Consider the following 14,085-nt stretch of genomic DNA (forward strand, 5'->3'; position numbering starts at 1 on the left):
CACTTTCGGCAATGATTCCGTCCACCGGAAGTTATCGCCCAAGGGCAGGCCAGAGCTAGTCGTTTACCCTGATTATTGCCCGCTAAGTCTTTATTCATGCGGCTTTAGGGAATTCCCCGATTCGGTGGGTTACGACCCCAACTAGAATCCAAGGCGGGGTTTCTTACCCGGCCGGCAGATATATCATATATTTAAAAAAAGACGGGCAATACAAAAAGTCCGCATCCCCATACCGACAAAGGAGCGTAGACAGTGTTCAAGTTCAACAAAATTGTTTTGGCGCTGGGCGTGTGCGGCGCGCTGGCGGCCGGCAACGCGGCGGCCGACATGAAGGTGGGCGCCCTCTTTCCGTTCAGCGGCGCTCTCGCGCTCCTGGGCCAGGAGAGCTATCGCGGCCTGGAGCTGGCCGTCAACGAGATCAATGCCGCGGGCGGCGTCAACGGCGAGAAGATCGAAATCATCAAGGCCGACGCCGTCGACCCGACGCAGGCGGTATCGGAAACCAAGCGCCTGATCTCCTCCAACGTCGCCGGCGTCTTCGGCAGCTACGCGTCCGGCATTTCGTACGCGGCCTCGCCCGTCACGGAACTGGCCGGCGTGCCGTACTTCGAACTGGGCGCCACCGCGCACAAGATCACCACGCGCGGCTACAAGTACCTGTTCCGCAGCAACCCCAACACCGCGCTGTACGGCGTATCGGTGGTCAACGCGCTGCACGACACGATCGCGCCCGGCATGGGCCTGAACCCCAAGGACATCAAGATCGGCATCATCCACGAAGACGGCCCCTACGGCACCGACGTGGCGGCGACCGAGAAGAAGCGCGCGCAGGAGCTGGGCTATACCGTGGCGGAGGTGCTGCCCTACTCCGCCAAGGCGGTCGACCTGTCCTCGCTGATCCTGCGCCTGAAGGGCGCGAAGGTCGACGTGGTGCTGCAGACGGCCTACCAGAACGACGCCATCCTGTTCTTCAGCCAGGCGCGCGCCGCGGGCTTCAAGCCCAAGGTGATCATCGGCGCGGGCGGCGGCTATTCGCTGGCCGACACGGCCAAGGCCGTGGGCGCCGACATGAACGGCGTGTTCGACCTGGACTTCCCCCAGTCCTCCATCAATCCGGCCGGCGCGCCGGGCCTGGACAAGTTCCTGGAAGCCTATAAGGCAACCTACAAGAGCGACCCGCAATCGGGCCACAGCCTGACCAACTACGTCGGCGCCAAGGCCTTCTTCGAAGCCATCGGCAACGCCAAATCCACGGACAAGGACAAGATCCGGGAGGCGGTGCTGGCCTACAAGAAGCCGGCCGGCCAGACGGCCAACGGCTGGGCCTTCGATTTCGGCGAAGACGGCCAGAACAACGCATCCACGTTCTATGTGATGCAGTGGCAGGACGGCAAGCTCGTCACCATCGCGCCCAGCAACCTCGCACTCGGCAAACCCGTTTTCAAGAAATAAGCCCAGTGCTCAGGCGCTCGGGGGCGCCTGACGTATCCCGGGGTCCGCGCGCCCCGGCCTCGCCGACAGCACGGCCGGGCCGGGGCCGCCACCCGCTCTAAGAGGTTGCAACATGGAACTATTCATTCAACTGGTCATCAACGGCCTGTTGCTGGGCGGCGCGTACACCATCATCAGCCTGGGGCTGACGCTGATCTTCGGCGTCGTGCGCGTCGTGAACTTCGCGCACGGCGAGTTCCTGATGATAGGCATGTACATGGTCTATCTGATCGCCGCGCAATTCGGCGTCCACCCGTACGCGGGGCTGGTGCCGGTCGCCGTCATCCTGTTCGCGCTGGGCGCGCTGACGCAGAAAGGCATCATCCAGCCGCTGCTCAACGCCGACCAGCACATCCAGATCTTCGCTACGGTGGGCGTGTCCACCATCCTCCTGAATCTCGCCCTGGTGATCTTCGGCGCCAACGTCTACCGCGCGCCGGTGGAACTGGGCACCAGCGCCATCGACGTGGGCCCGTTCACGATGGTGACGGGGCAGCTCATCACTTTCGCGGTCGGCCTGAGCCTGGCCGCGCTGCTGCACCTGTTCATGCACCGCACCTACCTGGGCCGCGCGTTGCGCGCGGTCGCGCAGCACCGCTACGCCGCCACCCTGATGGGCGTGAACGTCAACAACGTCTATGCCATCGCCTTCGGCCTGGGCACGGCCTTCGTCGGCATCGCCGCGGGCCTGCTGGCGCCGCAGTACCCGGTATTCCCCACCGTGGGCACGTACTTCGTGCTGACGGCGTTCGTCATCGTCGTGCTGGGCGGGCTGGGCAGCCTGTACGGCGCCGTGGCCGGGTCCATGATCATTGGCATCGTCGATACGCTGGCCGGCTTCTATATCGCCCCCGACCTGAAAGAGGTCGTGTATTTCGGGATCTTCCTCTTGATCCTTGTCCTGCGTCCGAACGGCCTGTTTGGCGTCGGCACCGAGTGATCAGAGCAACAAGGAGCGAGACGTGTTTCCCGATTTTCGACATCCCAAAGCCTACGTCAGCCTTATCCTGCTGATCGCGATGTTCCTCGTGCCGGTGGTCATGGGCACGCCTTTCTGGACCAACATTTTCGTCCTGCTGTTCGTGTTCTCGGCCCTGTCGGTGGCCTGGAACATCGTCGGCGGCTACGCGGGCCAGCTTTCCCTAGGCCACGCGGTGTTCTACGGCATCGGCGGCTATACGGCCACCCTGCTGACGCAGAACTTCGGCATTTCCCCCTGGTTCGGCATGCTGGCGGGCGCGGTTATCTCGGCGGCGGTCGCCATCCTGATCAGCTACCCCACCCTGCGGCTGCGCGGTCCCTTCTTCGCGCTGGCCACCATCGCCATTCTTGAAGTGGTGCGCCTGCTGGTCATCCACGAAGAAAGCTGGACCGGCGGCTCCAGCGGCATCAGCCTGCCGCTGAACATCGGCTGGACCTGGATCGTGTTCCGCGAAAAGATCAATTACGTGATCATCGCGTTCGGCCTGTTCCTGCTGGTGACCTGGGCGTCCTGGTACATCCGCAAGTCGCGCATCGGCCACTACCTGATCGCCATCCGGGAACGCGAGGACGCCGCGCTGGCGGTCGGCATCCACACCGTTCGCATGAAGATCATCGCCGCCGTGGTGTCGGCCGTGCTGACCAGCATCATCGGCACCTTCCACATCACCTACCTGACCTTCGTGGATCCCAGCTCCGCGTTCTCGCTGGAACTGTCGATCCAGGTCGCCATGTTCGCCCTGATCGGCGGCCTGGGCACCGTGACCGGCCCCATCGCCGGCACTTTCCTGGTGCTGCCCATCGCCGAACTGGCGCGGGGCTGGCTCAGTAGCGTGGGCAACGGCATGCACGGCCTGATCTACGGCCTGATCCTGGTGGCGGTGGTGCTGACGATTCCGCGCGGCCTGGCCGGCGCGTTCGGCCCCGCCATCGAGCGCTGGCTGTCGCGGCTGCCCTATCTGGGAACGCCCCGCGCCAAGCGCAAGCTGGCGGACGAAGTGCGCCTGCACAACGCCGTCCGCTCCGAGCAGCCGGTGCTGAAGGCGGAAAAACTGTTCAAGAGCTTCGGCGGCCTGCGCGCCACCGACGACGTGTCGCTGACGCTGAACCAGAACGAGATCCTGGGCATGATCGGGCCGAACGGCGCGGGCAAGACCACGGTGTTCAACCTGCTGTCGGGCTTCCTGTCGCCCGACAAGGGCGGCATCTCCATGCTGGACGCGCAGGGCAACTGGGTCACCTGCAAGACGCCGGACGAGTTCGCGCACCAGGGCCTGGGCCGCACGTTCCAGATCGCCAAGCCGTTCACGGGCCTGACGGTGCTCGAGAACATCATGCTGGGCGCCTTCATCCGCACGTCGGACCGCGACGAGGCCGAGCACATCGCGCTCAAGGTCGCCGAACAGACCGACCTGGTGAAGTCCCTGAACATCGAGGCGCGCAGCCTGACGGTGGGCGGAATGAAGCGCCTGGAGGTCGCCCGCGCGCTGGCGATCAAGCCGCGCATCCTGCTGCTGGACGAGGTGATGGCGGGCCTGAACCCCACCGACATCGAGAAATCCATCCAGATGATCCGCCGCATCCGCGACTCGGGCGTGTCGGTGCTGCTGATCGAACACATGATGCAGGCCACCATGGCGCTGTCGGACCGCATCATCGTGCTGAACGAAGGCGCGGTGCTGGTCAGCGGGGCGCCCAAGGACGTGGTGGAGAACCCCGCCGTCATCGAGGCCTATTTGGGCAAGGAGTACCAGGATGCTTAAGGTTTCGAACCTGTCCGCCGGCTATGGCAAGAGCCAGGTGCTGAACGGCCTGAACTTCGAGGTGCACGCGGGCGAGATCGTCACGCTGATCGGCGCCAACGGCGCCGGCAAGACCACCACGCTCAAGACCCTTTGCGGCGTCATCGGCGCCATGGAGGGCAAGGTCGAATTCGAAGGCCAAGACCTCACCAACCGCAAGCCCTACGACATCGTGGACGCCGGCATCACCATGATTCCGGAGGGCCGCCAGTTGTTCCCGCACTTCACCGTGCGCGACAACCTGTTGATGGGATCCTACAAGCGCGCCGCCCGCCCCATCGTGCAGCGCAAGCTGGACGAGGTGCTGGGCATTTTCCCCCGCGTCAAGGAACGGCTGGGCCAATACGCCGGATCGCTCTCGGGCGGCGAACAGCAGATGGTCGCGATCGCGCGCGGCATGATGGCCGACCCCAGGCTGCTGGTGTTCGACGAACCCTCGCTGGGCCTGTCGCCGCTGCTGGTGCAGCAGATGTTCGACATCATCCGCGGCGTCACCGCGCACGGCGTGACGGTGCTGCTGGTGGAACAGAACGTGTTCCGCACGCTGCGGCTGGCCGACCGCGGCTACGTGCTGGAGAACGGCGCCATCGTGCGCACCGGGACCGGCGCCGAACTGCTCAGCGACCCTCACGTGAAGAAGGCCTATCTGGGCCATTGAATCCAAGGAACGACCTTTTATGTCTTTACGCTGCACATTCATCGACCATGGCAAGGGCGGCGCGCCCGATTGCATGCGCGTCGCAGAACGCGACATGGAGTCGCCCGTCGGCCGCCAGGTGCTGATCGAAGTGGCCTACGCCGGGGTCAACCGCCCCGACGTGCTGCAACGCTCGGGCTCCTATCCCCCGCCTCCGGGCGCCTCGCCCTACCTGGGACTGGAAGTGTCGGGCACCGTCATCGCCACGGGCCCCGAGGCCAGCGCCTGGAAAGTGGGCGACCAGGTCTGCGCATTGACGCCGGGAGGCGGCTATGCGCAGTACTGCCTGGCCGATGAACGCCATTGCCTGCCGGTACCGCGCGGCCTGGACCTGCTGTCGGCCGCGGCCATCCCCGAGAACTACTTCACCGTCTGGACCAATGTATTCGACCGCGCCCGCCTCGCCCCCGGCGAACGGTTCCTGGTGCACGGCGGATCCAGCGGCATCGGCCTGACCGCGATCCAGTTGGCGCGCGCCTTCGGCGCCGAAGTCTGGACCACCGTCGGCAGCCAGGAAAAGGCGAAGGCCTGCCTGGCGGCGGGCGCGCACCACGCGCTGTTGTACCGCGACGCCGACTTCGAGGCCGAGGTGCGCCAGGGCAGCGGCGGGCCCGGGGTGGACGTGATCCTGGACATGGTGGGCGGCGCCTATATCAACAAAAATCTGCGGCTGCTCGCGGTCAATGGCCGGCTGGTGCAGATCGCCTTCCTGGAAGGCAGCAAAGCCGAAATCGACGCCCTGCCCATCATGACCAAGCGATTGCAGTTCACGGGATCGACCCTGCGGCCGAGATCGGACGAGGACAAGGAGCAGATCGCGCGGGCCCTGGCCGAAAAAGTGGTGCCGCTGATGGAAAAAGGGCAATGCCTGCCGCTGATACATGAAGTGTTCCCGCTGGCCGACGCGGCCCGCGCGCACGCGCTGATGGAAAGCAGCAGGCACATCGGCAAGATCATGCTGAAGGTGGGCGCATGAGCGGGCGTTTCAAGGATCAGGTCGCCATCGTGACCGGCGCGGTCGGCGGCATCGGCTCGGCCATCGTCGAGGGATTCCTGGCCGAAGGCGGCCGCGTGGGGCTCATCGACTTCAATTCGCAAGGCGGCCAGGCCTACGAGCAGGCATTGCGCAAGCGCGGCCACGAAGTCTGCTTCGTGCATGCGGACGTGGCGCGCTTCGAAGAATGCCAGGCCGCCTACGGCCGCATCACCGGCGAACTCGGCGCCGCCACCATCCTGGTGAACAACGTCGGCATTTCGCCGAAGACGGACGGGCGCGCGCTGAAGGTCTGGGAGATGCCGCCCAATGAATGGGAAACCGTGGTGTCGGTGAACCTGAACAGCGTCTTCTACATGACGCACCTGGCCACGCCTCACATGGTCAGGCAGCGGCAGGGCCGCGTGATCAATATGTCGTCGGTGGCGGGCAAGGCGTATTGCGATATCGTGGCCGCGCACTACGCGGCGACCAAGGCCGCGCTGATCGGCCTCACGCGACACTGGGCCGCCGAACTGGGCGAACACCAGGTGACGGTGAACGGCCTGGCGCCGGGCCGCATCAGCACGCCGCTGCTGAAGACCGTGCCCAAGGAGATCAACGACGCGGTGGCGCAGGTGACCGCCCTGCGCCGCCTGGGCACGCCGGAAGAAGTGGCGGATGCCTGCCTGTTCTTCGCGTCGGACCAGGCGCGCTTCGTCACCGGCCAGGTGCTGGACGTGGCCGGCGGGTGGCTGATGACCTGAAGCGGATCAGGCCTGCGCGCCCAGGTGGTACACCACCGTATCCAGACGGCTGACGCCGGCCGCGAGGAACTTGGGCTCTTTTTCAAGGATGTCGCGGCGGTCGATGATCCTGGCGGGCGAAACGCCTTCGAACATCGCCTGCACCTCGGTGTCCACCAGGGAAAACGGCGGCCCCGGCATCTCTTCCTGCGGATAGTCCAGCGTGATCAGCAAGCCCTGGTAGGCGGGCGACAACTGGCCGTAGACGTGGCGCACGTAGTCGGCGCGCATGGCCTCGGGCAGGGCCACGAGCGCGGCGCGGTCGTAGGCGCCGACGCAGTGCGACAGGATCTGCGCGTCCAGTTTGAAGATGTCGCCGCAGATGATCTCGATATTGCCCGCCACGTAATGCCTGCCATAGACCGACTGGTGCGTAAGCGGCTTGAGCTCGTTCTCCGCGAAGAACTGCTCCACCGCCAGTTGCGACAGTTCGACGCCCAGCACCGGATTGCCCTGCGCGGCGAGCCAGATCATGTCCAGCGACTTGCCGCATAGCGGCACCAGCACCCTGCCTTCCTTGGGCACGCCCAGCGCCGGCCAGTACTTCTGCAGCAGCGGCGTCACCCGCGTTTGATGAAAGTGCGTGCGGCCTTCGCGCCACCGCTCCAACCAGAATTCCGCGTCCATACCGAGTCTGCTCCTCCTATGAGTCCGCGCCGCGCCCGGTCCGTTCCGGACCGGCGGCCGCGGCGCTTTCGTCCCGCTTGCGCGATTCCCGCGCGCGGGTGTGGAGCATTGTAGTTCGCCGCGCCAGGGCGGCGCGCCAAATGCGCCGCAGGAAGCCGCGGATGTCGTCCACGACGGGCACCGCCGCCAACAGCATCAGCATCAGCGCCAGCGGCAGGGTCGAGCCGAACCCGAAATGGAAGAAGGAATAGGCGCCCGTCACGCCTCCGGCGAAGAACAGCGCGACCAGCAGGCTCAGCACGGTGAGCTTGCCGCGGTCGGCGCGCACGGGCGACGGCGCCTGCGCGTCGGCCCTGGCCAGGTTCCAGTAGAACAGCTTGCCCAGTTCGATTCCGATGTCCGTCACCATGCCCGTAATGTGCGTGGTGCGGATCTCGGACCGCGAGACCTTGGTGATCATCGCGTTCTGCAGGCCCATGATGTAGCAAAGCAGCATGACGGTGCCCGGCACGTAGAACCAGCGCAAGGTTTCCAGGTTGGCGCCCAGCAGGCCGAACCCCAGCAGCAGCACGGCTTCGTACAGCAGCGGCAGCGCGTATTCGCTGGCCAGCCGCGAACGGCGCCCGAAGTTGATCAGGAAGGCCGAGCTTGCCGCGCCGGCCAGAAAGGACAGCAGCGCCGCCAGGCCCTGCAGGACCACCACCACCCCGCCCAGCGCCATGTGGTCGGCCATCATCGAGACGATGCCGGACATGTGCGACGTGTACTGCTGGACGGCCAGGAAGCCGCCGGCATTGACCGCGCCGGCGGTAAAGGTCAGGAAGTAGGCCAACTGCCGGTTGGCCTGCGGGCTGCGGCTCACCGCCGTCAGCCGGCGTAGGAAGGGAATGGCCACGCTGGACTCTCGAAGACAAGAACTCGCTCACTGCGATGAGCCTGACATTCTAGTCTTCGGCGCGGGCCATCCCCCCGGGACGGGCTTACGCCCCGTCCGATTCGCTCAACTGCTTGCGGCGGTATTCGCCCTGGCGCGCGTGCATCCAGCCCGGGTACTCCGGCGGCAAGGCGCTGACCTCGTCGAGCGCAGCCAGTTCGTCTTCCGTCAGCCGGATGCCGGTGGCGGCCAGATTGTCGTCCAACTGGTCCACGCGCTTGGCGCCGATGATGACGCTGGTCACCGCCCGCTGATGCAGCAGCCAGGCCAGCGCCACCTGCGCCACGGACACGCCGCGCGCATCGGCGATCGACCTCAAGGCGTCGATGCTGTCATAGGCGCGATCCTGGTCCACCGGCGGGAAATCGAACACGGCTCGGCGGCTGCCGGCCTCGGCCTGGCCGCCGCGGCCGTACTTGCCGCTGAGCAGGCCGCCGGCCAGCGGGCTCCAGACCATCAGCCCGACGCCCTCGCTTTGCAGCAGGGGCACGATCTCGCGTTCCAGGTCGCGGCCCGCGATCGTGTAATAGGCCTGAAGCGATTCGAAGCGCGCCAGCCCCAGGCGCTCGGCGATGCCCAGCGCCTTCATGATCTGCCAGGCTGCCCAGTTGGACACGCCGACGTAGCGGACATGGCCGTGCTGCACCAGATTGTCCAGCGCCCTGACCGTTTCCTCGACCGGCGTCGCGGGATCGAAGCCGTGGATCTGGTAGAGGTCGATGTGGTCCAGTTGCAGGCGCGACAGGCTCTTCTTGACGCCGTCCATGATGTGCGCGCGCGAATTGCCGCGGGCGTTGACGCCGGCGCCCGTCTGGCCGAAGACCTTGGTGGCGATGACCACGTCGTCGCGCGCCACTTTCAGGTCGCGCAGCGCCTGGCCGGTGATGATCTCCGAACGGCCCTCGGAATAGACGTCGGCCGTGTCGATGAAATTGACCCCGGCGTCCAGCGCCCGGCCGACCAGCCGGTTGGCGTCTTCCTGCTGCAGGCTGCCAATCTTGCTCCACAACTCGCCCTCGCCGCCGAAGGTCATGGTTCCCAGGCACAGTTCCGATACGAACAGGCCGGTGCTTCCGAATTTCTTGTACCGCATGGTGGGCTCCTTCCAGGGACGCGGCGGGCGGTCTGCCTGCCGGTATCGGAGCAGTATGCGTCCCGGAGCGGACGCCGGCGCTGCTCGATACTGCCCTTTTTTTGCCTGATTCTCCGGCGATGTCCCGCCACCGGCCCGGGGACGCTCATTCCTCCGAATTTTTTGCCCATTCCTCCACGCCCCGCCGCGCCCGCAGCCAGGACGCCCGACTTGGGCCTACACTGGCAATCGCCTAATCCTCTGCTGCCCCGCCGGCTCCCGCGCCGAACGGCGCGCCACCGGAGTCCTCCCCATGCCACTGACCACCGCACTTCCCGCCGATCGCGCCCGCCCGCCGGCCGCCGTCGAATACGAGCCGGCGCGGCGCGAACTGCTCTGCACGCTGGAACGCATGACCGGCGACCTGGAAGGGTCGCTGGACACCCCCATCGAAGGCCTGTTCCTGCACCGCCTGTCGCAACCCACCGGCGCCAAGCCCGGGCTGCAGCGGGCCGCGCTGGCGGTCATCGCGCAAGGCTCCAAGCGCCTGCTCATCGGGGACGAGGCGTTCGAGTACGACCCCTTCCACTACCTGATTTCTTCGGTCGACCTGCCGGTGGTGGCCAAGGTATCGGTGGCCAGTCCGGCCCTGCCCTATCTGGGACTGCGGCTGGACCTCAACGCCGAGGAAATCACGGAACTGATCAGCGACGAGAACCTGCCCCCGCTGGTGCCGGCCGAGGCCTCGCGCGCCCTCAGCGTGAACCCGCTGGGCGGCTCGCTGCTGGACGTGGTGCTGCGCCTGCTGCGTCTGCTGGACACGCCGCGAGACATCCCCATTCTTGCGCCCATGGTCAAGCGCGAACTGCTGTACCGCCTGCTGATGAACGGCCAGGGCGTGGTGCTGCGCCAGTCGGTGCTGCAGGACAGCCAGCTCAACAGGGTGGCCAAGGCCATCCGCATCCTGCGGGACAACTACGCGCAGCCGTTGCGGGTCGAGGAAATCGCGCGCGACGTGCACATGAGCGTGTCGTCGCTGCACCATCATTTCAAGCAGGCCACCGCCATGAGCCCGCTGCAATACCAGAAACACCTGCGCCTGCAGGAGGCGCGGCGGCTCATGCTGACCGACGACGCCGGGGTCGCGCTGGCGGCGCACGCCGTGGGCTATGAAAGCTCGTCCCAGTTCAGCCGGGAATACAGCCGCCTGTTCGGGGCGCCGCCCCTGCGCGACAAGCAGCGCTGGAAGGACGAGACCGCCTTGGCGGCGGCCTGAAGCGCCCGCCGGGCATCCCGGAGGGCACGTCCCGGCGCGCAGCGTCATTCCTCGAACGCGATCCGCATTCCCGGCAGGCCGATGCCGTCCAGCGCGGTGCTCCACGTCTCGCCCGGGTGCACGGGATAGGCGCGGGTCAGCGTGCCGGTGGTGACGAGTTCGCCCGCCTGGATCGCCTCGTCCGCGGGACGGTCGGCCAGCGCCGCCAGCAGATGGGCCACGGCCGCCAGCGGGCTGCCCAGCACGTTGGCGCCGCAGCCCGTCTCGCGAAGGACGCCATTGCACGACAGTTCCACCTGGAAGCGCGCCAGCCTGTCGGCCAAGCCCGGCCAGGTCAGGCCCGGCCGGGTCAGGCCCGGCCCGAGATCGGCCGGCTCCAGCCGCGGGCCGACGAACAGCGCCGCGTGCAAGGCGTTGTCCGCCACGGTATCGGCCGCCTGAAACTGCCAGGCCGGGTAATGCGACTGCACCAGTTCGAAGCCGTGGGCGATCCAGTCCACGCAGTCCAGGATGCGCGCCGGATCGTCCGTCCGCGGCGGCGCGGCGCCGAAATGCAGCACGATTTCCGGCTCGATGCGCGGTTCGACGTAGCGGTCCAGCCGGCAGCGGAACTCGCCGCCGTCGTCCTGGAAGAGCGTATGCGCATAGACGCGGCCCCAGACCGGGAAATCCACGCCCAGCGCCGCCCACATCGCCGGATTGGTGAACCCGATCTTCCGGCCGACGGCCTGCGCGCCTTCCGCCAGCCGCGCCCGGTGGATCCGCGCGGCAACCTCGTAGGCCGCGTCCAGGCCGAAGCGCGGGAACCTGGCGGAGACCGGGGCGATGGAAGCGGCGTGGTCCTGCGCCGCCTTGATGTCGCGGGCGAGCGCCGCGGGGTCGGAAGCTGGCATGGAGGCTCCTGGAAATACCCGAATGTAAAGGGAAAACCGTCTCCGTTGCACGGGGCGCGAGGGGACTATTCGACCCATTCGCGCACACAATACGGCGACGGCCGTTATATGCTCGCCCTGATGTCCCATTTTCAGAACGACCAGGAGCCGGCATGCACGACTTGAATGATCTCTACTACTTCGTCCAGGTCGTCAAGAATGGCGGATTCGCCCCGGCCGGCCGCGCCCTGGACATCCCCAAGTCCCGCCTAAGCCGGCGCATCGCGCTGCTCGAAGACCGGCTGGGGGTGCGGCTCATCCAGCGTTCCACGCGCAGCTTTGCCGTCACCGAACTGGGCCAGGAGTACTTCGAACAATGCCTGTCGATGCTGGCGGGCGCGGAGGCCGCCCAGGAGGTCATCGACCGCACCCGCGCCGAACCGCAGGGCACGATCCGCATGAGCGCGCCGCCCGCGCTGATCTACTACTTCCTGGGCGACCTGGTCGCCCGCTTCATGGTCCAGTGTCCCAAGGTCCACGTGTACCTGAAGAGCTTCAGCCGCCCGGTGGACGTGCTGCGCGAAGGCTTCGACATCGCCGTGCGCGTGCGCTTCGGCCCCATCGAAAGCAGCGACCTCGTCATGAAACCCTTGGGGATGAGCTGCCAGAGCCTGGTGGCCAGTCCGGTCCTGGCGCGGAGCATCGCGCTGCCGGCCGACCCGCAGGCCCTGAGCCGGCAGCCCACGCTGGCGCTGGGCACCGAGCAGCGCGAATCGCATTGGCACCTGGAAGGGCCCGACGGTTCGCGCCAGGTCGTGCCGTTCACCCCGCGCCTGGTCACGGACGACATGCTGGCCTTGAAGCAGGCGGCGCTGCGCGGCGTGGGGGTGGTCGCCCTGCCGCTCCTGATGATCCGCGATGAGCTGGAAGCCGGCGCGCTGGTGGACGTGGGCGCCCCCTGGCAGCCCGAGCCCGGCAGCGTCCATGCCATCTTCCCGTCCCGCCGGGGCCTGCTGCCCGGGGTGCGGGACTTGCTGGATTTCATGAGCACGGAGTACCGGGAGGTTGCCCGGCGCGAACACGATGCGCAGAGGCGCCCGGGGCGTCCCGTCCCGGAATAGCCCGGACGCGCATCGTCCGACGAGTGGGACGCAGGAACCCGTTTTCCGTGCCTACCCGGCAGGGTGAGCGATCCGGACGACGCCGCCATGCTGCCGATCGAAAGCTGCGGCAAGGCCCAGGACGTCATCAGGAATGGCGATGCGCGATGCCCGCCGCGCTATTTCTTGCGGGCGAACGGATAGGCCTGCTGCGCCAGGAAGGTGCCCGGCATGTCGTTGTCCAGGATGCCGTAGTGCTCGGGCAGGCGGTTGCGCACGCCGCGCACCGCGGTGCCGAACAGGTAGTCGATGAACGACAGGTGGGCGGCGTAGTTCCTGTCGATCGCCTCGGTGTCCGACGAATGGTGCCAGTGGTGGAAATCCGGCGTCACGATCACGTAGCGCAGCCAGCCCCAGGGCAGCTTCACGTTGGAATGGATCAGCACCGCCTGGAAACCGACGATGATGATGTAGGCGTCGAGCACCGATTTCGAAAAGCCCAGCGCGAACAGCACGCCCAGCACCGCCACGCGGGTGATCAGCAGTTCGACGATGTGCAGGCGCGAACCGGCCAGCCAGTCCAGCGTGCGCGTGCTGTGGTGCACGGCGTGGATGCGCCACAGGAACGGCACCTCGTGATAGGCGCGATGCGCCGCATATTGCACCAGGTCCGCCACCAGCACGGCCAGGAACAGTTCCGCCAGGTAGGGCAGCGACACGATCGCCTGCTGCAGGGGTTCGTAGGCCGCCCAGGAGAACAGCCGGTGCACGAAGAAATTGATGCACAGCAGCACCGCCCCCACCGACAGGTGGTTGAACAGGAAGTGCTTCATGTCCACCTGCCAGTCCATGCGGAACACCGGCTGGCCGGGATACAGCGGGAACAGCTTCTCGAAAATGATGAACACGGTGCTGGAAGCCAGCAGGTCCAGGATGAACCAGTCCAGTCCCAGGTAGGGATGATTGCCCGTGTTGGACGTGGTCACCACCACGTTGCTGCCGCCCGCGGCGACCGCGCCGCACACCAGCACGAAGGCCGCGATGTTCAGCCAGCGCTGGCGGCCCAGGACCGTATTGGCCAGCGCAATCGTGCCTGACGCCAGCAGCGCGCCGAACAGCAGGGCCCGCATCGCGTCCACGGAATAGAAGCTGCGCAGTTCCGGGGTCGTCAGATAAGCCGGGAAATGGAAGGCCAGCACGCCCAGCACGGCAAGGATCGCCAGGAACAGCGCGATCACGCCGCTGATCATCCCCGTGCCCGGGCGGATGCGCCCGTCCTGCTTGAAGAGATCGAAAACCTGCCGATAGATGGGCGCGCGCTGTTTCATGTCACTTTTATGGCTGACCACGGGGAAGCGAGTGTATCCCCGGGCCAGAATCCCCATGTAATCACTCGTGACCAAACAGGACAAAATCACTTGGGGTGGGTATTCGGCCGCCGCGTCTGTTTGCGC

The 14,085-nt window shown here is 66.5% G+C and carries 12 protein-coding genes and 1 pseudogene; 8 read left to right on the forward strand and 5 right to left on the reverse strand.

Features of this window, described 5'->3' with window-relative positions:
- Positions 1–252 precede the first annotated feature (252 nt).
- The 6 genes from WHX56_RS27030 (at position 253) to WHX56_RS27055 (ending at position 6,711) form a co-directional block, all read left to right on the forward strand.
- Positions 253–1,452: an ABC transporter substrate-binding protein gene (locus tag WHX56_RS27030; RefSeq protein WP_287755185.1), complete on the forward strand. Its 1,200-nt coding sequence runs from the start codon at positions 253–255 to the stop codon at positions 1,450–1,452.
- A 112-nt stretch (positions 1,453–1,564) separates the two neighbouring features.
- Positions 1,565–2,431 (forward strand): branched-chain amino acid ABC transporter permease, encoded by an 867-nt coding sequence (locus WHX56_RS27035; protein WP_129241624.1) that lies wholly within the window; start codon positions 1,565–1,567, stop codon positions 2,429–2,431.
- A gap of 22 nt (positions 2,432–2,453) precedes the next feature.
- Complete coding sequence (locus WHX56_RS27040; protein ID WP_129241625.1) at positions 2,454–4,235, forward strand: ABC transporter permease subunit; 1,782 nt, start codon at positions 2,454–2,456, stop codon at positions 4,233–4,235.
- A complete protein-coding gene (locus WHX56_RS27045) occupies positions 4,228–4,932 on the forward strand; it encodes an ABC transporter ATP-binding protein (protein WP_338879480.1) in 705 nt (234 codons plus the stop codon). Before WHX56_RS27040 ends, WHX56_RS27045 begins: the two co-directional genes overlap by 8 nt.
- Positions 4,933–4,951: 19 nt before the next feature.
- Complete coding sequence (locus WHX56_RS27050; RefSeq protein ID WP_338879481.1) at positions 4,952–5,947, forward strand: NAD(P)H-quinone oxidoreductase; 996 nt, start codon at positions 4,952–4,954, stop codon at positions 5,945–5,947.
- On the forward strand, positions 5,944–6,711 hold the full coding sequence (locus tag WHX56_RS27055; RefSeq protein ID WP_129241628.1) for an SDR family oxidoreductase: 768 nt from the start codon (positions 5,944–5,946) through the stop codon (positions 6,709–6,711). The genes WHX56_RS27050 and WHX56_RS27055 overlap by 4 nt, the downstream gene beginning before the upstream one ends.
- Positions 6,712–6,717: 6 nt before the next feature.
- Here WHX56_RS27055 and WHX56_RS27060 read toward each other — a convergent pair whose 3' ends face one another.
- The 3 genes and pseudogenes from WHX56_RS27060 to WHX56_RS27070 all read right to left on the reverse strand — a co-directional run bounded on the left by WHX56_RS27060 (position 6,718) and on the right by WHX56_RS27070 (position 9,404).
- The gene (locus WHX56_RS27060; protein WP_129241629.1) at positions 6,718–7,377 is read right to left on the reverse strand and encodes a thiopurine S-methyltransferase; all 660 of its coding nucleotides are present in this window, start codon (positions 7,375–7,377) and stop codon (positions 6,718–6,720) included.
- A gap of 115 nt (positions 7,378–7,492) precedes the next feature.
- Positions 7,493–8,272: pseudogene (locus tag WHX56_RS27065) on the reverse strand (YoaK family protein); the annotation flags it as partial.
- A gap of 85 nt (positions 8,273–8,357) precedes the next feature.
- Positions 8,358–9,404 carry an aldo/keto reductase gene (locus WHX56_RS27070; RefSeq protein ID WP_129241630.1) on the reverse strand — a complete coding sequence of 349 codons (1,047 nt, stop codon included), beginning with the start codon at positions 9,402–9,404 and terminating at the stop codon, positions 8,358–8,360.
- Positions 9,405–9,696: 292 nt separating this feature from the next.
- Here WHX56_RS27070 and WHX56_RS27075 point away from each other — a divergent pair, with 292 nt between their 5' ends.
- Complete coding sequence (locus WHX56_RS27075) at positions 9,697–10,659, forward strand: AraC family transcriptional regulator (RefSeq protein WP_338879482.1); 963 nt, start codon at positions 9,697–9,699, stop codon at positions 10,657–10,659.
- 44 nt (positions 10,660–10,703) lie between these two features.
- Here WHX56_RS27075 and WHX56_RS27080 read toward each other — a convergent pair whose 3' ends face one another.
- Positions 10,704–11,552 carry a 2-keto-4-pentenoate hydratase gene (locus WHX56_RS27080; RefSeq protein WP_338879483.1) on the reverse strand — a complete coding sequence of 283 codons (849 nt, stop codon included), beginning with the start codon at positions 11,550–11,552 and terminating at the stop codon, positions 10,704–10,706.
- 152 nt (positions 11,553–11,704) lie between these two features.
- Here WHX56_RS27080 and WHX56_RS27085 point away from each other — a divergent pair, with 152 nt between their 5' ends.
- Entirely contained in the window at positions 11,705–12,652 is a 948-nt protein-coding gene (locus tag WHX56_RS27085) for a LysR substrate-binding domain-containing protein (protein ID WP_338879484.1), read from the forward strand.
- Between the two features lie 158 nt (positions 12,653–12,810).
- Here the strand turns inward: WHX56_RS27085 and WHX56_RS27090 are convergent, their stop codons facing one another.
- Positions 12,811–13,959 (reverse strand): sterol desaturase family protein, encoded by a 1,149-nt coding sequence (locus tag WHX56_RS27090; RefSeq protein ID WP_129241634.1) that lies wholly within the window; start codon positions 13,957–13,959, stop codon positions 12,811–12,813.
- Between the last annotated feature and the right edge of the window lie 126 nt (positions 13,960–14,085).

Origin of the sequence: Achromobacter veterisilvae, from assembly GCF_037619525.1 — a bacterium.
In the GTDB taxonomy this organism is placed as follows: Bacteria; Pseudomonadota; Gammaproteobacteria; order Burkholderiales; family Burkholderiaceae_B; genus Achromobacter; species Achromobacter veterisilvae.

Coding starts and splice junctions, on each gene's coding strand:
- WHX56_RS27085 (WP_338879484.1), top strand. CDS start 11,705: ATGCACGACTTGAATGATCTCTACTACTTCGTCCAGGTCGTCAAGAAT.
- WHX56_RS27055 (WP_129241628.1), top strand. CDS start 5,944: ATGAGCGGGCGTTTCAAGGATCAGGTCGCCATCGTGACCGGCGCGGTC.
- WHX56_RS27075 (WP_338879482.1), top strand. CDS start 9,697: ATGCCACTGACCACCGCACTTCCCGCCGATCGCGCCCGCCCGCCGGCC.
- WHX56_RS27060 (WP_129241629.1), bottom strand. CDS start 7,377: ATGGACGCGGAATTCTGGTTGGAGCGGTGGCGCGAAGGCCGCACGCAC.
- WHX56_RS27045 (WP_338879480.1), top strand. CDS start 4,228: ATGCTTAAGGTTTCGAACCTGTCCGCCGGCTATGGCAAGAGCCAGGTG.
- WHX56_RS27090 (WP_129241634.1), bottom strand. CDS start 13,959: ATGAAACAGCGCGCGCCCATCTATCGGCAGGTTTTCGATCTCTTCAAG.
- WHX56_RS27080 (WP_338879483.1), bottom strand. CDS start 11,552: ATGCCAGCTTCCGACCCCGCGGCGCTCGCCCGCGACATCAAGGCGGCG.
- WHX56_RS27035 (WP_129241624.1), top strand. CDS start 1,565: ATGGAACTATTCATTCAACTGGTCATCAACGGCCTGTTGCTGGGCGGC.
- WHX56_RS27050 (WP_338879481.1), top strand. CDS start 4,952: ATGTCTTTACGCTGCACATTCATCGACCATGGCAAGGGCGGCGCGCCC.
- WHX56_RS27070 (WP_129241630.1), bottom strand. CDS start 9,404: ATGCGGTACAAGAAATTCGGAAGCACCGGCCTGTTCGTATCGGAACTG.